This is a genomic window from Mesorhizobium sp. M1050, from assembly GCF_040318715.1.
Classification (GTDB): Bacteria; Pseudomonadota; Alphaproteobacteria; order Rhizobiales; family Rhizobiaceae; genus Mesorhizobium.
The window spans coordinates 108,690-129,816 of sequence record NZ_JAMYMV010000010.1; the positions used below are offsets into that span (position 1 = coordinate 108,690).

The 21,127-nt window shown below is 62.9% G+C and carries 16 protein-coding genes and 2 tRNA genes; 11 read left to right on the plus strand and 7 right to left on the minus strand.

All coding sequences use genetic code 11. The annotated features are described in order from the left end of the window. Positions 1 to 6: 6 nt before the first annotated feature. Entirely contained in the window at positions 7 to 213 is a 207-nt protein-coding gene (gene hemP, locus NKH57_RS09040; RefSeq protein ID WP_023757683.1) for a hemin uptake protein HemP, read from the minus strand. Positions 214 to 405: 192 nt separating this feature from the next. On the opposite strand from hemP, the gene NKH57_RS09045 reads away from it, so the two are divergent. Genes NKH57_RS09045 through hmuQ form a run of 4 tightly spaced genes read left to right on the plus strand, consistent with a single transcriptional unit; the run spans position 406 to position 4,503 of the window. Continuing rightward, positions 406 to 2,586 (plus strand): TonB-dependent hemoglobin/transferrin/lactoferrin family receptor, encoded by a 2,181-nt coding sequence (locus tag NKH57_RS09045; RefSeq protein ID WP_352943608.1) that lies wholly within the window; start codon positions 406 to 408, stop codon positions 2,584 to 2,586. A gap of 5 nt (positions 2,587 to 2,591) precedes the next feature. Beyond that, entirely contained in the window at positions 2,592 to 3,035 is a 444-nt protein-coding gene (locus NKH57_RS09050) for a hypothetical protein (protein WP_352728635.1), read from the plus strand. A gap of 34 nt (positions 3,036 to 3,069) precedes the next feature. Beyond that, the gene (locus NKH57_RS09055) at positions 3,070 to 4,134 is read left to right on the plus strand and encodes an energy transducer TonB family protein (RefSeq protein ID WP_352943610.1); all 1,065 of its coding nucleotides are present in this window, start codon (positions 3,070 to 3,072) and stop codon (positions 4,132 to 4,134) included. 54 nt (positions 4,135 to 4,188) lie between these two features. Continuing rightward, complete coding sequence (gene hmuQ, locus NKH57_RS09060) at positions 4,189 to 4,503, plus strand: heme-degrading protein HmuQ (RefSeq protein ID WP_352943627.1); 315 nt, start codon at positions 4,189 to 4,191, stop codon at positions 4,501 to 4,503. A 12-nt stretch (positions 4,504 to 4,515) separates the two neighbouring features. Here hmuQ and putA read toward each other — a convergent pair whose 3' ends face one another. Further along, positions 4,516 to 8,127: a bifunctional proline dehydrogenase/L-glutamate gamma-semialdehyde dehydrogenase PutA gene (putA, locus tag NKH57_RS09065; RefSeq protein WP_352943612.1), complete on the minus strand. Its 3,612-nt coding sequence runs from the start codon at positions 8,125 to 8,127 to the stop codon at positions 4,516 to 4,518. Positions 8,128 to 8,291: 164 nt separating this feature from the next. Between putA and NKH57_RS09070 the strand changes: the two genes are divergently transcribed. Next, entirely contained in the window at positions 8,292 to 8,744 is a 453-nt protein-coding gene (locus NKH57_RS09070) for an Lrp/AsnC family transcriptional regulator (protein ID WP_023757689.1), read from the plus strand. A 1-nt stretch (position 8,745) separates the two neighbouring features. On the opposite strand, the gene NKH57_RS09075 is transcribed toward NKH57_RS09070, so the two are convergent. Continuing rightward, on the minus strand, positions 8,746 to 9,945 hold the full coding sequence (locus NKH57_RS09075) for a cytochrome c peroxidase (protein ID WP_352604918.1): 1,200 nt from the start codon (positions 9,943 to 9,945) through the stop codon (positions 8,746 to 8,748). 7 nt (positions 9,946 to 9,952) lie between these two features. Then, the gene (locus tag NKH57_RS09080; protein WP_352604920.1) at positions 9,953 to 10,402 is read right to left on the minus strand and encodes a FixH family protein; all 450 of its coding nucleotides are present in this window, start codon (positions 10,400 to 10,402) and stop codon (positions 9,953 to 9,955) included. Positions 10,403 to 10,552: 150 nt separating this feature from the next. On the opposite strand from NKH57_RS09080, the gene NKH57_RS09085 reads away from it, so the two are divergent. Then, positions 10,553 to 11,473 (plus strand): sugar kinase, encoded by a 921-nt coding sequence (locus NKH57_RS09085; protein WP_352604922.1) that lies wholly within the window; start codon positions 10,553 to 10,555, stop codon positions 11,471 to 11,473. 142 nt (positions 11,474 to 11,615) lie between these two features. Here NKH57_RS09085 and NKH57_RS09090 read toward each other — a convergent pair whose 3' ends face one another. The 3 genes from NKH57_RS09090 to NKH57_RS09100 all read right to left on the minus strand — a co-directional run bounded on the left by NKH57_RS09090 (position 11,616) and on the right by NKH57_RS09100 (position 15,354). Then, the gene (locus NKH57_RS09090; protein WP_352604924.1) at positions 11,616 to 12,638 is read right to left on the minus strand and encodes an aldose epimerase family protein; all 1,023 of its coding nucleotides are present in this window, start codon (positions 12,636 to 12,638) and stop codon (positions 11,616 to 11,618) included. Positions 12,639 to 12,723: 85 nt separating this feature from the next. Beyond that, positions 12,724 to 14,181, minus strand: coding sequence for an NAD-dependent succinate-semialdehyde dehydrogenase (locus NKH57_RS09095; protein WP_352943615.1), 1,458 nt, complete (start codon positions 14,179 to 14,181; stop codon positions 12,724 to 12,726). Between the two features lie 225 nt (positions 14,182 to 14,406). Further along, a complete protein-coding gene (locus tag NKH57_RS09100) occupies positions 14,407 to 15,354 on the minus strand; it encodes an AEC family transporter (protein ID WP_352728574.1) in 948 nt (315 codons plus the stop codon). Between the two features lie 98 nt (positions 15,355 to 15,452). On the opposite strand from NKH57_RS09100, the gene NKH57_RS09105 reads away from it, so the two are divergent. From NKH57_RS09105 to NKH57_RS09125, 5 genes are all read left to right on the plus strand, one after another. Then, positions 15,453 to 18,479, plus strand: coding sequence for a caspase family protein (locus NKH57_RS09105; protein WP_352943617.1), 3,027 nt, complete (start codon positions 15,453 to 15,455; stop codon positions 18,477 to 18,479). A 96-nt stretch (positions 18,480 to 18,575) separates the two neighbouring features. Beyond that, entirely contained in the window at positions 18,576 to 19,124 is a 549-nt protein-coding gene (locus tag NKH57_RS09110; RefSeq protein WP_352943619.1) for a histidine phosphatase family protein, read from the plus strand. Between the two features lie 228 nt (positions 19,125 to 19,352). After that, positions 19,353 to 19,426 (plus strand) — tRNA-OTHER (locus NKH57_RS09115). Positions 19,427 to 19,428: 2 nt separating this feature from the next. Next, positions 19,429 to 19,503: transfer RNA gene (locus NKH57_RS09120), tRNA-Leu, on the plus strand. 335 nt (positions 19,504 to 19,838) lie between these two features. Further along, positions 19,839 to 20,981 carry a slipin family protein gene (locus tag NKH57_RS09125; RefSeq protein ID WP_352943621.1) on the plus strand — a complete coding sequence of 381 codons (1,143 nt, stop codon included), beginning with the start codon at positions 19,839 to 19,841 and terminating at the stop codon, positions 20,979 to 20,981. Positions 20,982 to 21,127: the final 146 nt, after the last annotated feature.

Below are 21,127 nucleotides of genomic sequence, written 5' to 3' on the forward strand. Positions count from 1 at the left end.
CTTGCCTTACTTGTTGAGAATGAGCTTGCCCTGCCGGGTGATCTTCAGCCGGTAGAGCGCGCCGTGATGCTCGATGCCGATCTCGTGCTCGCCCTGGAACAGGGTGTTGCTGGACAGGGTTCGCACCGCCAGCGGAACCCGGTCGAAACGTGCGGAGGCATCGTCGGAACGGCGGACGCGATAGCGAAAATCGTTGGGATTGTGGGTGTTCATCTGGATCGATCCCTTTCCTGTGCCGGGCGTCTGGCTAGGCGTTGCGTAATCCGATTCATATCTTGACTCGAATAATCATGTTTACTAGTCAGTGCAATACCGGATTAAATGAGTCAAGATTTAAGACGCCGGATACGATCAAAAAGTGCCAGCCAGGCCCAGGCCAGCCAGCATGGAAGCTGGAGTTGGGGCATGGGGTTGGTGAATTGGGAATGGCACGGACGGTCAGCGGCGAACGGCGCTGCGGCTTTGCTGGCAAGCGTGGCGGCGATCGCCTTGTCGGCGCAACCGGCCAACGCTCAGCAGGCGGCGGACCAGCAGACAGATCAAACGAAGAAGACTGACGAAGAAAAGGCCGCACCTGCGGGTGCAACGCTGCTCGACCAGATCCTCGTCATCAGCCGCACCGGCGAGACGGCGATCGAATCGCTGGCGTCGGCCAGCCATGTCGGCCAGGAACAGCTCAACCGCCGCATGGCGACGACGCCCAATGAGATGCTGCTGGGCGTGCCCGGTGTTGCGGCACAGGCCGACGCCAGACGCGTCAGCACCAGCATCAACATCCGCGGCTTGCAGGATTTCGGCCGCGTCGCGGTCATCGTCGATGGCGCGCGGCAGAATTTTCAGCGCTCCGACCACGGCACGCAGTCGACCTTCTACATCGATCCCGAACTCGTCAAATCCGTCGACGTGATCCGTGGACCTGTCGCCAACACCTACGGTTCGGGCGCCATCGGCGGCGTCGTCTTCTTCGACACCAAGGACGCCGCGGACTTTCTCAAGCCGGACGAGACATGGGCCGGCTCCGTCACGGGACGCTATGACAGCAACGGCAAGGGCTGGACCACCAGCGCATCCGGCGCCTACCGCTTCAACGAGAACTGGGACGCGCTCGGCAACATCGTCTACCGCAACTACGACGACTACAAGGACGGCGGCGGCGACACCGTCAAGGGCACCGGCTTCGACGTGCTGAGCGGCCTGCTCAAGACCACCATCCGGCCGACCGACAACAGCGAACTGAAGCTCAGCTGGGTCGGTTCAAGCGACGCCTGGACCGAGATCAGCGGCGGCGTCCCGGTCAATGACGTCGACCTGAAGTCGAATACCTTCACGGCCCGCTACAACATTACGGATGAGGACAAAAGCTGGCTCGATCTCCACATCAACACCTCCTACAACAAGACCAACCTCGATCTGACCAGCCTTGTCCCGCAAAACCGCTTTGATCCGGTGACCGGCCTTCCCGTAGTCTTGCCGGCAGGATCGCAGTCGACATTCGATGTCGGCACGACAGGCATCGACATCTGGAACACGTCCCGGTTCGAAACGGGCGGCATCGCGCATGAACTGACCTATGGCGGCGACTGGGCTGGCGACAACGTCAAGACGGGCGGTGCAGCTGGCGGCGACAGCTTCTACACGCCGTCGGGCAAGCGCAACGTCTCCGGCGCCTATGTCCAGGACAAGCTCACCTGGGAGTGGCTCGAAGTCATCGCCGGGCTGCGCTACGATAGCTACAGCCTCAAGGATGATACCCGCGACACATCTGGCGACAGGGTGTCCCCGCGCATCACCGTCGGTGTCACGCCGTTCGAATCCGCCGGTCTTGCAGGCCTTCAGTTCTATGGCACCTATGCGGAAGGCTATCGCTCGCCGTCGATTACCGAGACGCTGATCAGCGGTAATCATCCGGCGGGCGTGAGCTTCCCGTTCCTGCCCAATCCAAATTTGCGGCCTGAAACTGGCAAGACGACCGAGTTCGGCATCAACTACAAGCAGAACGACATGATAGAGGCTGGCGATGCACTCCGCATCAAGGCCGCCTATTTCAACAACGATGTCGACGATTATATCGATGGCGTGACACTGTCGCCGTTCGATCCGACCAGCGGCTGCCCGTTCGGCCCCGGCATCCCGATCTGCTTCCAGTATCAGAACTTCGCCAAAGCCAAGATCAATGGCTTCGAGATGGAAGGCGTTTACGACGCTGCATGGGGCTATGCCGGACTTTCCGCCTCCATCATCAACGGTCACACGATCTCGTATGAAGGCGACCGGGCAGATCTCGCCACCATCCCCTCCTCCCAGGTCACCGCGCAACTCGGGTTGCGCTTCCTCGAGGACAAGCTGACTGTCGGTGGCGAAGTGCAGTACAATGGCAAGCCGAAGGGCAATGCGGTGGCCAAGAACTATACGCTAGTCAATGCCTTCGCCAGCTATCAGGCGACGAACAATCTGAAGGTCGATTTCCGCGCCGATAATCTGTTCGATGTCAAATACGCCAACCCGCTCAACGGAAGCACGACCGTCGCGGTCTATGAGCCGGGCATCACCCTGAAGCTGGCGGCAACGATGCGATTTGGAGGCTGATGACGATGACGAGCTTGACGACATCCCTTCGTCTGCTGACCTCGATGCTGGCGATGTCGCTTGCGATGGTTCCGGCGTGGGCACAAGAGTCCGCGCCGGTCCCTGCGCTCACCCTCGAGCTCAACGCTGCACAACCTTCCGACAAGGGGTGCCGCCTGACGTTCGTGGTCAACAACAATCTCGGCGCCGACCTGTCCAAGGCGGCGTTCGAGATCGCCTTGTTCAACGAGGCCGGCGTCGTCGACCGGCTGACCGTGCTCGACTTCAAGGAATTGCCGGCAGGCAAGACCAAGGTGACACGTTTCGATCTGGCCGGCACCGAGTGTTCGAGAATCAGCCGCGTGCTGATCAACAGCGCGACCGAATGCACCGGTACCGGCGTCGAACCGAACGCCTGCATACGAAAGCTGAAGACGGGCACCAAGACCGGGATCGCTTTCGGAATCTGAGGTGGGACTGCATCCCGCATTCACGCGAACCACAGTGGCATGGCCTCTGGCCGGCTTCCGCTCGCTGTCCTCTGGACCAAGCGATCTTGATTTGACAATTCTGCTCGGGTCGCTGCAGGTCTCGACGCGAGACATGCAGGATATCAGCCCCCTCACAGACGCCAGCGCCGAGCTAGCGATAAAACCGACCGGGCCGCTGCCGCGGCCATCGGTCTGGAACCGCAAATGGACGGCAGCGATTGTCGTCTCCTGCCTGCTCCATGCCGCGGTGGCAGTGGCTTTTCTGATCTCCCCTTCAGGGATATCCAGTTTCCAGGACGCAATTCAGTCAGAAGGCAGTGATCAATCGGGTGCCAACGTGGTCGGCAGCGCGCAGGACAAGGACCCGCCGGCGATAAATGTTGCGCTGGTGCCGAACCCGCAACCGACCAAACCAGAGCCGGCCAAGCCGGCGCCGCCAACAGAACCTGCGCAGCCCGCCCGGCAAGCGGCGAAGCCGCCGCTCAAGCCTTTGCCGGAACCTGTCAAACAGCAGATGATCACCCCGGACATATTGGTGGCCGGCGCCCCACGCCCCGATGACCAGAGCGTGTCTCCCAAGGCCGAAACGCCGGCACAGCCGACGGTTCAGGCCGAGAGCATCGAAATGCCTGTCGCCGTTCCAGAACAGGCGCCGATTCCAAGCGCCAGGCCAATTCCGGCAGTTGTCCCAGCAACTGCTAGCGAACCATACGAGAAGCGCGGCACAGCGGACGGCCACGAGATAAAAGCGGCAATTGCCAGCAAAGGCAAAAAACAAACCGATGCCGGCAACGCGGCAACGTCTCTCTATAGCGGCGAGGTGGCCAACAAATTGGCTCGCGCCAATCGCCGCGTTTCGAAAGCGGCGCAATCGACGGCCCGCAACAATGCTATGGTAGCATTTGTGGTCCTGGCCAATGGAAATATCAGCGACTTGCAACTTGCCAAAAGCTCAGGCTCTCCGGAACTCGATCAATTCGCGTTGGAGCTGGTGCGAAAACAGGCACCCTTCCCTCCCTTTCCGCCGGAGACCGGAAAGTTAAGCTGGCGGTTCAAAGCACCAATCGGCCCATTCTGAGTCTCCGTGGCCCGTTACGCCAGCCATCGATCGTTAAGCATGAAAGGAATCACGATGTACATCGCCATGAACCGCTTCAAGGTGCAGACCGGCTCGGAGAACGATTTCGAAGCCGTGTGGAAGAACCGCGACTCCAGCCTCGCGGAGATGAAGGGTTTTAGGGAATTCCATCTGCTGCGTGGCCCGGTCAACGAGGCCGAAGGCTACACGCTGTTTGCGTCGCACACGGTGTGGGCGAGCCATGATGATTTTATCGCCTGGACCAAATCGGAGAATTTTCGTGCCGCACATCGAAATGTCGGCACGACAAAGGTCCATTATCTCGGCCACCCCCAGTTTGAGGGTTTTTCCGTCGTCGAAGGTGCGTAACAACTGGCCGGGTCAAGCCCCGGCCAGCAGGCTCGCATTGCCGCCCGCGGCGGTGGTGTCGACGCAGACGGCGCGTTCATGTGCATAGGCCGCCGGGTTCAGCACCTCGCTGACCAGCGGCACGATCGGGCCGGAGCGGTCGGCAATGACCTTGCGCACGATGCGCGCGGCCTCGGGCGTGCCGGAAAAAGCCACGACATCGACGCGCAGCGAGCGCGCTTCGACCGGATCGGGACGACCGTCTATGGCGGCCAGGGGGAGGCCCTTGCCGGTCAATGCGGAAAGGGCTGCCGGCGCGCCGGGCGCAACCGCCAGCACCGCGTTGCCGGCGGCGAGCGCCTGGATCGTCTGCGCGAGCAGCGTGTCGCCATCGGGGCCTAGGCACAACACCCGCCCGCGTGGCGATAGTGACAGCGTATTGGCCTCGCCGGTCGGTCCGGGCAGATCGACCTGGCCGAAGTCGATGCCAGCGGCGGCACCAATGGCCGCGGCACCCTTGCCGCGCAGATGTTTCCTCAGAATGGCGATCCGGTCCGGGCGCGTCGACCAGCCGCCAAGTGCGGGATCGGGCAGATTGTCGGCAAGTTCGGTCGCTGTGACCTTATGGCCATCCTGCACATGGGTTCCGGCCTCCGGCCCCTTGCGGAAGCGCCTGAGATAGTGCGGACCGCCGGCCTTGGGTCCGGTGCCGGACAGCCCCTCCCCGCCAAACGGCTGCGAACCGACCACGGCGCCGATCTGGTTGCGGTTGACGTAGATGTTGCCAGCATGGATGCCGTCGACGAAATGCTGAACGCGGCCCTCGATGCGGGTGTGCAGGCCGAAGGTGAGGCCATAGCCCTTGCGATTGATGGCGGCGATGACCCCGTCGATCTCGTCGGCGTCGAACGTGGCGACGTGCAGCACCGGCCCGAACACCTCGCGCTCCATGTCCTCGATGCCCTTGACCCGGAAGATATGCGGCGCGACGAAGCGGCCCACTTTGGGCGCCTCGAGCTTGGCGATCAGCCGGCCCTGCAGGCCCATCTTCGTGCAGTACTCGCGGATCGAACTCTGCGCCTCGTCGTCGATGACAGGGCCGACATCGGTCGAAATCCGCCAGGGATCGTCAACGCTGAGCGCCTCCATGGCGCCCTTCAGCATCTCCAGCATCTTCTTCTCGACGTCCTTCTGCACATAGAGCACGCGCAGCGCCGAGCAGCGCTGGCCGGCACTCTGGAAGGCCGAGGCCAGGATGTCGCGCACGGCTTGCTCGGGCAGCGCGGTGGAATCGACGATCATGGCGTTGAGACCACCGGTCTCGGCGATCAGCATGGCGTCGGGCGCGGCTGTCTCGGCCAGTTGTTTCTCGATCAACTTCGCGACCTCGGTCGAGCCGGTGAAGCAGACGCCGGCAATGCGCGGATCGGCGGTCAGCGGCCCGCCGACCGATGGACCGTCACCGGGCAGAAGCTGGATGACATCTTCCGGCACGCCGGCTTCGCGCAGCAGTTCGACGGCGCGGAAGGCGATCAGCGGCGTCTGCTCGGCCGGCTTGGCGATAACCGAATTGCCGGTGACCAGCGCTGCCGCGATCTGGCCGGTGAAGATGGCGAGCGGGAAATTCCACGGCGAAATGCAGACGATGGCGCCACGCGCTTGCGTGCCCGCCTCCGCATTGGCCGCCTCAGTGGCGTAATAGCGCAGGAAGTCGACGGCCTCGCGAACCTCGGCGACGCCGTCGGCCAGCGATTTGCCGGCCTCCCTTGTGGCGAGCGCAAAGAATTCGACGGCGTTCGCCTCGTAGAGATCGGCGGCGCGGTTCAGGATGGCCGCGCGCTCGCCCACGGGACGCTTCGCCCAGGCCGGCTGCGCTTCCAACGCAAAGCGCACGGCGGTCGCCACCTGCTTGGCAGCGGCTTCGCTGACCGTGCCGACCACCTCGTAAGGCTTTGCCGGGTTTACAATTGGACGCTGCTTGCCGTAGCCGGCCGCCCGGGTGATCGGCTTGGCATGCCAGCGATCCGGCCCGACGAAGGCCTCCCTGGCCTTGTCGATCGCCGCCAGCGTCATCGTGTCGGTGATATCGAAACCCTTCGAGTTGCGGCGGCCGGCGCCAAAAATCTGCGAAGGCCGGGCAATCGCCGGATTGGCGGCCGGACCCTGGCTCTCCACGGTTTCGAGTGGATCGCGGGCAATGTCCTCCGGCTCGACGTCCTCGTCGGTGAGCTGGTGCACGAAGGAGGAGTTGGCGCCGTTCTCCAGCAGCCGGCGGACCAGATAGGCAAGCAGATCGGAATGCGCACCGACTGGTGCATAGATGCGGCAGCGCGTGCCCTCGGCCCGGCGCACCGTCTCGTGCAGCGCCTCGCCCATGCCATGCAGGCGCTGGAATTCGAAGGCGTCGCGGTTCGTCGCCATCGACAGAATGGCGGCGACGGTGTGGGCATTGTGGGTGGCGAATTGCGGATAGATGCGGTCGGTCATGCCAAGCAGTTTTTTCGCGCAAGCGATGTAGGAGACATCAGTGTTGACCTTGCGGGTGAAGACGGGATAACCGGCGAGCCCGAGCGTCTGCGCCCGCTTGATCTCGGTGTCCCAATAGGCGCCCTTGACCAGCCGCACCATGATGTTGCGGCCGTACTTCTTGGCCAGTGCATAGAGCCAGTCGATGGCGAAGGCCGCGCGTGGTCCATACGCTTGCACCACCACACCGAAACCATTCCAGCCGGCGAGCTCCGGCTCAGCCAGCACCCGCTCGATGACATCGAGAGACAGATCGAGGCGGTCGGCCTCCTCGGCATCGATGTTGAGACCCATGCGCGAATGGCGCGCGGCCAGCGCCAACGACAGCAGTCGCTCGGCCATGACCGGCAGCATCCCGTCCTTCTGCGCCACCTCATAGCGCGGATGCAGCGCCGACAGCTTGACCGAGATTCCGTGGTTCTGGCGGATATCAGGGCCATTGGAACCGGCGTCGAGCGAGGAAATCGCGTCGGCATAGGCCTTGTGGTAACGCAAGGCATCGGCCTCGGTGCGGGCTGCCTCGCCCAGCATATCGAAGGAATAGAGATAGCCCTTCTGCGTCATTGGCCGGCCGCGCTTGACGGCTTCAGTGATGGTGCGGCCGAGCACGAACTGCTCGCCCATTTCGCGCATGGCGGCGGCCACTGCCTTGCGGATGACCGGCTCGCCCAACCGCCGCACCATCGAGCGCAGCGTGCCTTCGATGCCGCCCTCGCCTTCATCGAGGACACGGCCGGTCAGCATCAGCGCCCAGGTCGAGGCGTTGACGAAAATGGAACTCGAGCCGCCCGAATGCGCCGACCAGTCGTGCGGCGCGATCTTGTCGGCGATGAGGTCGTCCATCGTCTCGGTGTCGGGCACGCGCAACAACGCCTCGGCCAGGCACATCAGCGCCACGCCTTCCTTGGTGGAAAGACCGTAGGCGGAGAGGAAGACTTCCATCAGCCTTGGATCGGACGATCCACGCACCGCCCGCACCAGATCCGCGGCGCGGGCAGAGATTGCCTTGCGGTCTTTCGCTGAAAGCCCCGTCGCCTCGGCCAGTCGCTTCACGGCCTCGTCTTCGTCGGGCAGATAGTTGGCGCGGATCTGCTGGCGGATGGCATCAAGCGCTGGCATGGCGGTCCCATGGATCGAGCAAAGGGGATCGGGCCGGCGGTCACCGAACCGAATGGCGCAAGCTAGCACAAATGCGAAATTTCGGCCGGTCCAAAGAAATCGACACTGCAGCTCATTTGCCCTATCTTGGGCGTCCAGAAATTGACATATGGCCTGAAACTTCGATGACAGAAGACCAATTGGACCGCATCGACAGGAATATCCTGGCGGCGCTGGCAAGCGATGGCCGGCTGTCCATGTCAGAACTGGCGGCAAAGGTCGGCCTGTCGAAGACGCCCGTCCAGGCGCGGGTGAAGCGGCTGGAAAAGGAAGGCTACATCAGGGGCTACCAGGCGATCATCGACCGCGAGCGCATGGACGAAGGCCATGTTGCCTTCGTCCAGGTGAAGTTGTCCGACACCCGATCCGCCGCGCTCGACGCCTTCAACCGATCCGTGCAGGCCGTGCCGGAGATCGAACAATGCCACATGATGGCGTCGAGCTTCGACTATCTGCTGAAGGTTCGCACCCGGGATATCGCCGCCTACCGCCGCGTCTTGGGCGAGCGTATTTCAGCCCTGCCCCACGTCGCCCAGACCTCGACCTTCGTGGCAATGGAGACGGTGAAGGATCGGTAACTCACTCCGAAAGCGTCTTCAGGAACGCCACCAGCGCCGCACGTTCATGATCCGACAGCTCCAGCGGATGAATTTCGGACGTACCCTCCACGCTAGGGGCCGCCTTGGCGTAGTGCGCCACCACTTCGTCGAGCGACGAAAACTGCCCGGCATGCATGTAGGGCGGCCGCGTTGCGGCTCCGCGCAGCGACGGTGTCTTGTAGGCGCGGATGAGTTGCGGCGCATCCTTGACCATGAAGCGCAGTTCGCCACAGGCGGTGGCGTCGCCATCGCGATAGGCGCCGAAGCAGTTGAACGGGTCGGCTTCGACTTGGCGCACGGCATCGATGCGGCCGCGATCTGGCGGCAGGCCCGCAACGGGCGGCACGCCGGTGTTGTGAAAACCGTTGTCGGTGAAGCGCGGGCCGTTGTGGCAGGTCACGCAATTGGCCTTGCCGATGAACAGTTTTAGCCCAAGGATCTCCTCCTTCGAAAAAACAGCGTCGCCTTTCGGCTCGGCGCCGGTGACGAGGTCCATCGCAAAGCGGTCGAAGCGCGTCGGCGCTGGCTCGATCGATCGTTCGAAAGCGGCGATCGCCTTGCCGATATTGGCAAAGACGCCGTTGATGGCGTCACGCTGCACGCCGCTCATCGCGTCCCAAGCAGCCTTCTCAGCATCGTTTCCAAGCGGGCTGGCATTCGACGGCATGTCGGAAAAATCGGGCAGCGGCCCGAAGATGCGCTCGTAGCGTTCGCCGAAGCGCGCCTTGATGTAATGGGCGTAGGCAGCGCGGTTTCCTGCCTGCTCCAGTGGATTTTCGAGCGGTGTTAGCGCTTGCGCCCACAGGCTATCGCGGCGGCCGTCCCAGAAGAACCAGGGATCGCGCGCCACTCCGGCCAGCGGCATGGTGCGCCGGTTGGTGTGGCCGACGCCGACGGCTTGTGGCAGGTCGTCCTGGAATTGCCGGTCGATCTTATGGCAGGTCGAACAGGATACCGTGCCATCACGGCTCATGCCCTGATCGAAAAACAGCGTCGAACCGAGTGCGGCGGCGGCCGGCACGTCGGCAAAGCGGTTGGTGGTGTCGGGCTTGGGCGGCGGCAGTGAGGACAGCGCCAGCGAGGCGATGGTCTTCTTCTCGGCGTCGGAAAAGTCAGGCTCGCCGCAACCGGCAAGCATAACGGCAACCATCATTGCCAGAAAACGTGAAAGCCACCTCATTTCTTGCTCACAGCACCACATTGAAGAGCACGGTGTCGGAGCCGGCATTGGCCGAAATGGCGAAATGCAGCTGCCACCAGCCGCTCATGGTGAACTTCACCCCCTCTATGCGATAGCGTCCGTCGCCGAGATAGTCGGTCGCCTGCGGGCTGGTTGGCAGGCCATGGCTGTGCAGCGGCATGCCGCCAGAGATCGTGATCGCGGCCCCCTCGACCGGAGCTCCGGCCCTTGTCTTCAGCGTCAGCAGCCAGGATTGCAACTGGCCTTGCCGCACAACGCCCCGCTCCGGCAAGAAACTAGCCACGAATAGCCCGTTGTCGGTGTTCTTCGTGCGCGAAACATCCGGGCCGGCAGGCAGCGACGACCGCGGCGCCGTCAGATAGACCACCGCGAGAACCCCGACCAGCAAGGCAGCCAGACCAAAACCTGCGAGAAGATAGCGCCATATCGATGCCAAACCGTTTCCTCTTCTGCAGACAACGCTCTGCCGGACGGATCGCATCCCGCCAGCTGTGGGAAAACGCCATGGCGGAAAAAACCCTGCTTGCCAAGCATGGCGCTGCCGGTGGCAAAAAGCTACAGCAGCGAGATCACTGGAGGATTGCAGATGGCGGGAAACGGCGTCGCCTCGATCGGCGAATGCATGCTCGAACTGTCGGGTCAGACGGGACCAAACTGGCGCATGGGCTTTGCCGGTGATACGTTCAACACGCTTTGGGCACTGCACGCGTTGAGCACTGGGCGGCCCGCAACCTATGTCTCGGCCTTCGGCGACGATCCGTTTTCCCAAGGCCAGATCGGCTTCTTCGCGGAAAACGGCATCGGCATCGGCTCCAGCCCCATCATAGCGGGGGCGCGACCGGGTCTCTATGCCATCACGCTCACCGGCGCCGAGCGTTCCTTCACGTACTGGCGTTCCGACGCCGCTGCCCGGCAGCTTGCCTCGGATCCTGCAGCACTATCGAAAAACCTGGAAAATCAGGCCTTTGTCTATTTCAGCGGCATCACTTTGGCAATTCTGAGCGAGGCCGCGCGCACCACATTGCTGGCGGCTGTCGCCAAGGCGCGGGCAGCCGGCTCGACTGTCGCGTTCGATCCCAATTACCGGCCGCGGCTTTGGCGCAATCGCGAGGAGGCGCAGGCCGCGATCGCCGAAGCCCTTGTCGTCACCGACATCGCACTGCCGACCTTCCCCGACGAGCAGATGCTGTTTGGTGATAAAACACCGCGGGCGACGGCCGAGCGGCTCGGGCAACTCGTCGGTGAGGTCGTCGTCAAGAATGGCGAAGCGCCGGCACTGATTGCCCAAGGAGAAACGCTGTGCGAGGTCCCGGCGATCCATGTCGCCGACCCCGTCGATACGACCGGCGCAGGCGACTCGTTCAACGGCGGTTATCTTGCAGCTCGTCTTGCCGGCCATGAGGCGCTGGAAGCCGCACGCCGTGCCCATCGCGTCGCCGCCGCCGTGGTGCAGGTGCGCGGCGCGCTGGCGCCGTTCGAGACGCTGCGAAACGCTTTCGAAGGCTAAGGTCCGGTGAAGATTCAGGTCAGGCCGAGCCGAAAACAGCAGGTTCCGAGAACCGGAGCGGAGCGTACTTTTGGGTATGTGAGCACCGGAAGCGCAGGAAACTGCTGTCTGCAGGCCGGTCTCACCTGAATATCGGCGGACCTTAAGGCAGGCGGAAGCGATACTCCGTCACATGATGGTAGATCGCGCCCGGCCACAAGGTTGCCTGCGGGAAATAGGGCCGGTTCGGCGCATCCGGCCATACCTGCGGCTCCAGGCAGAAACCGCAAAAGGCCTTGTAGTTGCGGCCTTCGAGTCCGGTACGCGGCGTCACGTACTGGCCGGTATAGAGCTGAACGCCGGGCTCGGTGGTCCAGACTTCCATCTCGACACCGGAACTGGCGCCTTGCGTCCATGCCGCCTGCTTGAGTGGTCCACGTGACGCGGCAAGGCAAAAATTCTGGTCGTAGGACAGTTGCTCGCCCTCGGTCTCCATGCGCAACGGCCGCGCTTGGCGGAAATCGAACGGCGTGCCGTCAACCGGCTTGACCACCCCGGTCGGGATCATGTCGCCATCGACTGGCAGATAGGCACCGGCATTCAGCATCATCCTGTGGTCGAGAATGTCGCCGGCACCGCCATCATCCAGGTTGAAATAGGAATGCTGGGTGAGATTGCACAGCGTCGGCTCCTCGCAGGTGGCGGTCAGCTCGACACTGAGCGTGCCCGGGATCTTCAGCCGATAGGTGCAGGTGACGTCGAGCGCGCCGGGAAAGCCCATCGAGCCATCGGGATCATGCAGCGTCAGGGTGACGAAATCCCTGCCATGCAGTGAAACCGTCCACGGCCTGTGGGAATAGCCCTGCGAGCCGCCATGCAACGTATGTTTCCCGAGGAAATTTTGCTCGGTCTGATAGCGACTGCCGGCGATGGTGAAACGGCCATCGCGGATGCGGTTGGCATAGCGGCCGACGACGGCGCCGAAGAAGGCCGTATCGGTCTCATAGGATCCCAGATTGTCATAGCCGAGCACCAACGGCGCATCGTGCCCGGTTAGGCGCAGATCCTGGATGATCGCTCCCAGGCCAAGGATGTTGGCAGTGATGCCGCCGCCCCTGATCGTGAAGCGACGCACCGCCTCGCCTGCCTGCGTCGTACCGAAAACCTCGCCGTCCTTCATCGCCATGCCCGCAAATGCCAGTTGATCCAGTCGGCTGGTTTCCCGCACAAAACGGGCAGGCCATCGGCCTCCCCATCTCAGGAATAGATTATCAGAGGCCGAGGCCGCCAATGCAGACATATTTGGTATCGAGATAATCCTCGATGCCCTGATGTCCGCCTTCCTTGCCGAGGCCGGATTCCTTGACGCCGCCGAACGGAGCTTCCGGTGTGGTGATAAGGCCTTCATTGACGCCGACCATGCCGTATTTCAGTCCTTCCATGACGCGGAAGGCGCGGCCGAGATCGCCGGTGTAGAAATAGCAGGCGAGACCGAATTCGGTGTCGTTGGCGAGCGCGACGGCTTCCTCTTCGGTGTCGAACTTGAACACCGGTGCCACCGGGCCAAAGATCTCTTCCTTCATAAAGCGCATCTTGGGTGTCGCGTTGGCGATGACCGTCGGCTGGAAGAAGGAACCGCCGAGCGCATGGCGCTTGCCGCCGGCGACGACCTTGCCGCCCTTGGACGTCGCGTCGGCGATCAGTTCCTCGACCTTCTCGACCGCCTTCTCGTCGATCAGCGGTCCCTGCTGCACGCCGTCCTCAAGGCCGGAACCGACCTTCAGCCCGTTGCTGGCGGCGGCGAGCTTCTCGACGAATTTGTCATAGACACCAGCCTGAACCAGGAAGCGGTTGGTGCAAACGCAGGTCTGACCGGAATTGCGATACTTGGCGGTGATCGCACCGGCGACGGCACGCTCGAGGTCGGCGTCGTCGAAGACGATGAACGGCGCGTTGCCGCCGAGTTCCATCGACACCTTCTTGACGGTGACCGACGACTTCTGAATGAGAAGCTTTCCGACCTCGGTCGAGCCGGTGAAGGTGATCTTCGACACCAGCGGATTTGCGCAGATCTCGTCGCCGATCTCGCTGGCCGAGCCGGTCAGGATGTTGATGACGCCCTTCGGGAAACCGACTTCCTCGGCGAGCGCGCCCCAGGCAAGACCCGAGTAAGGCGTCTGCGAGGCGGGCTTTACCACCGCGGTGCAGCCGGCGGCGAGCGCCGGGCCGAGCTTGCGGGCCAGCATAGAGGACGGAAAATTCCACGGCGTGATGGCGGCGATGACGCCGACCGGCTCCTTGGTCACCAGGATGCGGCGGTCCGCCCACGGCGATGGTACCAGATCGCCATAGGTGCGGCGACCTTCCTCGGCGAACCACAGGATATAGGACGCTGCCGAGCCGATCTCGCCCTTGGATTCGAACAGCGACTTGCCCTGCTCGATGGTCAGCAATTCGGCCAGCACGTCCTGATTGTCCATCATCGCGTCGTGCAGCTTGCGCAGCAGCTTCGAGCGCTCGAGCGCGGTCGTCTTGCGCCACGACTTGAAGGCGGCGGCGGCGGCTTCGATGGCGCGACGGGTCTCGGCCTTGCCGGACTTCGGCACGGTGCCGATCTTGAGGCCGGTGGCCGGATTGTTGACGTCGACCGTCTGGCCGCTGTCGGCCTGCACCCATTCGCCGTTGATGAGATTGGCCTGCCGCATGAAATGGCTGGTTTTCTGAAGCATGGTCTATCCTCCGTTCGGCACTGACGGCCGGTCTGTGAAGTCTTCGGTGAGCGCGCGCCATGGACTGAAGCCCGCACGCCGGAGCCATTGCTCTTTACCTAGGGCAAGGCCCGCAAGCAATCGCTACATGGCATATAGGGGTTGGGCCAGTCGGGGGCGAGAGCAGGCTCGCTTATGAGATGCCGATCGCAGGCGGGCATCGCCCGAAAATCGGCACACATGGTATCAGAAAACGTGGAGCACCACCGTCAGCCAGAAAGCGGTGGTGATGGCGGCGCAGGCGGTCGCGATGGTCATCTGGTTCGACGCCAACGCCTGGCCCGTGTTAAACTGCACCGCGATCAGATAGGAATTGACGCCGGATGGCATCGCGGCAACCATCACCGCCACCTTGGCAGTCAAGGGCGGCAGGCCGAGCAGCCAGACGAAGGCGAGGACCAGCGCCGGCATCAGGAACAGCTTCAACGCCGAAAGCACCAGCGCCGGCCTGATATTGCCCGAAATGCCGAAGCGGCGCAGGCTGAGCCCCATGGCGAACAACGCCACCGGCCCCGCCGTACCGGCCAATGCATCGACCAGGCGCATGGCGACATCAGGCAGCGGCGCACCTGTGATGCGCCATGCAAGTCCTGCCAGAATGCCGATGATCAACGGATTCATGAAAAGCCGCTTGAGGAAGCTATGAATAACGCGCAACGGATGCACCGGTTCGCCGCTGGCGCGCCCGAAGGCTTCGAACAACACGATCGAGGCCATCAGCATGATCGGCAGATGCACTGACACCAGCAACGACAGTACCTCGAAACCATCCGCTCCGAATATGCCGAGGATAAAGGGAGCGCCGAGCAGCACGATATTGGAAAAGGCCGATGAAACTCCGCCGACGACGCCGGCGCGTGCATCTCGCCCGAATATCCGCGTGGTGACGAGATGGCCGGCAGCCCAGGTGATTGCCACGGCCGCGAAATAGGCGCCCCACAGCGACCAAGGTGCCACTCCGTGGAAATCCGCGTTCACCATGGTCTGGAACAACAGCAGCGGCATCGCTACGCTCACCGCGAAATCGGCTATGCCCTCGCCGCTCGCCGGCTTCAGATAGCCGGTAAACCCGGCGAGATAGCCGAGCGCGACAAGACTGAAGACGAAAAGGACGGTTTCGGTGAGCGGAGACATTTTTCCCGTGATAGGCGAGCCATGGTCGCGGCGCAATCGCGCCCGAATTTGATCATCGTCGGCTGGCAGGCTTATAGAGGGTTTGAAGCATCGGGCGGATGAAACGACAAATGGCCTTTGTCGGCACTTGGAACGGCAATCTTGTCCGGCGGCTGGCGACTTTCGTCAGCGTGCTGCTTTGCCTCGGGGTTGGTATGGCTCAGGCCGCCGAAACCAAAAACCTCAAGGGCGTGGCGCTGATCATCGGCCAGTCGAAATACGAGCACATCGCCGCCCTCCCCAACCCGGCCAATGACGCCCGCGACATGGCCAAGATGCTGACTGATCTCGGTTTCGACGCCCGCAGCGTCACCGATCGCGACGCCGCCAAGCTGAAGCGCGACCTGGAGCGTTTCACGGAAGATGCCGAAGGCGCAGATGTCGCCTTCATCTATTATTCCGGTCACGGCATCGAGGCCGGCGGCGAGAACTATCTGGTTCCGGTCGATGCCGACGTGTCGTCACTCAGAGATGCCGATCAGGCACTGGTGCCGATATCCGCCGTCATGGACGCGCTGAAGACGACAATACCGGTGACGATCGTGCTGCTCGATGCCTGCCGCACCAACCCGTTTCCCGCGGGCGCCGTGGTGCGGCGCGCCCCGACCGCCTCCGCCTCGCCCATCGGCGCCGGCGGGCTGGAACCGGTGCGCGGCGCCAAGGCGCTCGGCAATGCGCCGGCGACGGACGCAAGCCTGGGCACGGTGGTCGGCTTTGCCGCCGAGCCGGGCCGCCCGGCGCTCGATGGCGCCGCCGGCGAAAACAGTCCCTACGCGGCCGCCCTGCTGCGCCACCTCGCGGCGATGAAGGGCACCGAGTTCGGCTCGGTCATGCGCATGGTGACCGAGGAGGTCTATCTCGACACCAAGGCAAAACAGCGTCCCTGGGTCAATGAAAGCCTGCGCCGGCTGCTCTATTTCGGCGTCACACCTGTGGAGCCGACCGGCGACGACGGGCTGATCACCGGCGAACGGCGCCAGTTGCTGTTGACGATTTCCGAGCTGCCCGACCCGAAACGGGCACAGGTGGAACTGGCCTCGCTGCAGGAAGGCGTGCCGCTCGACGCACTCTATGGCGTGCTGAAGGCGCTAGGCACGGAAAAAATCCCCGAAGATCCGACCGACCTGCAAAAGGTGCTCGACGCCCAAGCTGAACGCCTGAAGAAGATGATGTCCGAGCGCGCCGCACTGCGCACCGACGATCCGGAGATCAAACGGCTGGTCGCCTCCGCCGACAAGGCGATCGGCCAGGGCGCCATCGTGACGGCGCGGAAATTCCTCGACGACGCCGTCGGCCGGGTCGAGCAGACCAACGATGCAGTTGATGACGCCGAGGATCTCCTCAAGCAGAAGCGTCTTGCCGATGCCGCGATCTACGCCAGGCGCGCCGGCGCCTCGGCACTGGTCTTCGACTACAAATCCGCCGCCGGCGACTATGCCAAGGCGTTTTCGCTGGCGGAAAAATGGGACGACAAGCTGCGCTGGAACTACAAGAACCAGGAAGCCGAGGCGCTGAACGCTTACGGCTACGCCACCGGTGACCTCGATGCGCTGCAGCACTCCATCGAGGCCTATCGCATCATCCTCAACTTCATTCCCAATGGCGAACAGAACCGCGACTGGGCGATCACCCGCAACAACATGGCGGTGGTTCTTCAGACCATCGGCGAGCGCGAGACCGAAACGGCTCACCTCGAAGAAGCGGCTCGGATCTTCCGTGATTCCCTTGTCGTCTTCGAGCATGAGAAGGACGACCTCAACTGGGCCGCCGCGCAAAACAATCTGGCCAATGTGCTCTTGAAGATCGGCGAACGCGAGAGCGACCCGAAGCGCCTGAATGAAGCGGTGGTGGCGATGCGCGCCACACTCGAGAAGCGCCCGCGCGACAAGGTGCCGCTCGACTGGGCGGCTTCGCAGAACAACCTCGGCCTGGCGCTCTATGCGCTTTCCGAACGCGAACCCACTAGCGAGCATCTGACGCAAGCCGAAGCCGCCTACCGGCTCGCGCTCAAGGAATACACCCGCAAAAAAGCGCCGGTGGAATGGGCGATGGTCGAGAATAATCTCGGCAACACGCTTGTGTCGCTTGGCATCCAGCTCAACGACAACGCAACGATCAACAAGGCGGCCGATGCATTCCGTGCCGCGCTCGAGGTGCGAACCCGCGAAACCTTCCCGGTCTCGTGGGCAACCAGCCGGCTGAATCTGGGCAACGCACTGAGTGGTGTCGCCCGCTTCGATATGGGAACCGGCGCGCTCGAAGAGGCAGCGGCGGCCTATGACGATGCTCTGACGGTGTTTACCCGGCAGCGTTTCCCGATGGACTGGGCGTCGGCGCAGAACAATCTCGGCTCGATCTACCAGACGCTTGGCCAGCGCACCCGAGACGCGGCCAAGCTCGAGCAATCGGTGAACGCCTTCCAGGCCGCGCGGCAGGTCTATGTCAGGCGAAAATTCCCCCTCGACTGGGCGATGAGCCACTACAATCTCGGCAACACGCTGCAGCTTCTCGGCGGCGTGACGGACAAGCCCGAACTTTACGGCGAGGCCATCGCCGCCTATCGCGATGCGTTGCGCGAGTACAAGCGCGAGACGAACCCGCGGCAATGGGCGCTGAGTGAAGCCGGTCTCGGGTCGGCGCTGCACTGGCTGAGCATGAGCGATGCCAATCCCAAAACCCTGCACGATTCAATCGTGGCCCGGCGGGCAGCGCTTGAGGTGCTGACTATCGAAGCCGCCCCCATCGATTGGGCCAACGCCCAGAACGGCATAGGCATGAGTCTGCTCAACCTCGGCAATCTCGAACGCACGGACAAATACCTCGATGACGCGGAGGCAGCCTTCACGGCGACGCTGAAGGTATTCACCCGCGAGAGTCAGCCCTTGCAGTGGGCGTTCGAACAGAACAACCTCGGCGACGTCCATTGGAACCACGCCAGTTACGGCGCGGGTAAGCTGGAATATCTGAAAGCCATCGAATTCTTCGAGAACGCCAAGCGGGGGTTTACCGAAGCCGGCTACACGATGCCCATTCCGTTGACCGACCAGAAAATCAATCTGGCGAAGAAGCAGATGGCCAAGAAGTAAGGCTCCGCCCGACCGCGCCTTGTCTTTCGGCTGGCTTTACGTCCCTATATGTCCGGTCACCGGAACCCATTGCCGGGAACCGGAGAAGGATAGCCTATGATTCGATTTGTGCTGGCTTTGCTTCTGCTGGCCATCCCGGCCGCAGCCCACGCCACGGACGCCGGCTGGGCACTATTACGCGATGGCGGCCATGTCGTACTACTGCGTCATGCCATGGTCACCGGCATCACCGATCCGGTCAATTTCGACATCGACAGCTGTGCCACCCAGGTCAACCTGTCGGCGCGCGGCAAGCAGCAGGCGAGCAAGATCGGCGCCTTGTTCGCCGCTCGTGCAGCACCAATCGAGCGCGTGCTGTCCAGCCGCTACTGCCGCTGCGTGGACACCGCCCGCATTGCTTTCGAGGCCGAACCGAAACAGTTTGCACCGCTCGATCTCCTGAAGGGCGACGCGGCGCAAAAAGCCTCTCAGATCGCAGCGATCCTGAAGGAGATCCGCGCCTATTCCGGCTCCGACAATCTGGTCATGGTCACCCATCTGGAAAATATCCAGGCACTGACCGGCGTTTCGCCCCGCGAAGGCGAGGCCGTGGTCGTCGAACCGCAGGACGATGGCCTGCGCGTACTCGGCCGGGTCACCTTTTAGGCACTGCACTCCATCACGGATGGTTTGAAGCGGTGTTGCCGAAATGCCACCATTGAAAGACGCCGCAAATCAGCCGCGACAATCCCGCTTGCGACAACCCGTCGCAGGGGCTATAGGCGCGCTCCCGGTCACGAGAACTGGAGTGAGCACAACGGTTGGAGCTTTCGTCTCCGCCCGTGCAGGCGGCTTTGCCGCCCTGTATACGGCGCCGCTTTGGGGATTGGGATCGCGGATGTAGCTCAGCGGGAGAGCGCCGGATTTGGGTCCGGAGGTCGGGGGTTCAATTCCCTTCATCTGCACCACGGATAGCTCAGCTGGGTAGAGCATCAGATCGAGAATCTGACTGTCGAAGGTTCGATTCCTTCTCCATTGGCTTCCAAGCCATTCGAAAACGGTCCGGGGACTGGAATGCGAAAGACTGGACGGATGGCCCAGGCCCTCGGGCACGGATCATCCTGAGCGTCTTCCGCCATCGGCTCGCGGCCAGGCCCGCGGTGACGATCAAGGCGCAGTGTCGCCTGCAAGGGAGGCCAGGGCCTCCGGCGCTCGCTTCGCTGCCTCGCGATCCGCTCCCGCAGGCCCGCCACGGATTGATGCCACCAGTCCCCGGATCATTCGTGCCCGGACGAAACGATGTGAAACGAGAAACGAAAAGGACGATCGACGCATGACTTGACGCCTCGCATTGGCCATGCCCGACTGGAGTAAAAGACAATGACTATTCTCGATCAGGTTCTTGGACGCGAGCGCGTCCTCGTAAGGGAAAACGAACGTGCCCTCACCCTGCACAAGGGTGAGATCAAGGCCGTCCTGATGCCGGGCGAACATTGGCTCGCCAACCGGCGCGGCAGCCTCGAAGTGTCCCGGCACGATCTAAAGAACCCGGAATTCGTTTCGGCATACGAGAAGGCGTTGTTCGACAAGCTCCCGGATGTGGCCGCGCGTCATTTCACCGTCGTTCGCACCGGGCGCACGGACGTTGCAATCATCGAGCGTGACGGCAATTTGCACGCCGTGCTGGCGCCGGATCGCAAGCTGGTGCTGTGGACGGATGCCGGTCCGTGGAAGGTGACGCTGATCGACACATCGGCCGACCTCGCCGTCGATGCGGCGGTCATGCGCCGGCTCGGCCAGGCTCGGAAGGCGGAATTGATGTCCGTCCATCCGGTCGTCGATGGTCAGGCCGGACTGCTGTTCATCGACGGTGTCCTGGTCAGGACGCTGACGGCGGGTGTGCATGGCTTCTGGAACGTCGGACGCATGGTGCAGATCAAGGTCGTCGACCTCAAGCGCCAGTCGCTTGACGTTGCCGGGCAGGAAGTGCTGACCAAGGATCGCGTGACGATCCGCGTCAACATCGCCGCCGAATACCGGGTCGTCGACCCGGTCAAGGCGGTGAGCATGGTGAAGGACTTCTCCGAAGCCCTCTACCGCGCCCTGCAGTATGCCTTCCGCAAGACGCTTGGCGCGCTGACGCTCGACCAGATCCTTGAAAAGAAGGTGACGATCGACGAGGAGGCGGCGGCCAAGGTTCGCGCCGATATGGCCGAGATCGGAGTGGAGGTCAGCGATATCGCCCTCAAGGATGTTATCCTGCCGGGCGAGATGCGCGAGATCCTCAACCAGGTGGTGTCGGCCGAAAAGCAGGCCGAGGCCAACATCATCCGTCGCCGCGAGGAGACGAACGCCACGCGTTCGCTGCTCAACACGGCCAGGGTGATGGCGGAAAACCCGGTAATGCTGCGGCTGAAGGAGCTCGAGGCTCTGGAAACCATCGCCGGCAAGGTCGAGCGGCTGACCGTCCACAACGGAACGGGCGGACTGCTCAACGACCTGGTCAAGCTCCGCGACAGCTGATGCATGCCGCCCAAGACTGGTTCCAGCTTGGGAAAGCGACCTGCATCGAAACAAAGGCTGACGTAACGTCAAGGGAAGGGGCGCCCGGGCGCCCGGGGCCCGGGTTGGGCGGTCGCGTTATGACAAGAGCCGGCCCACCGGCCCCG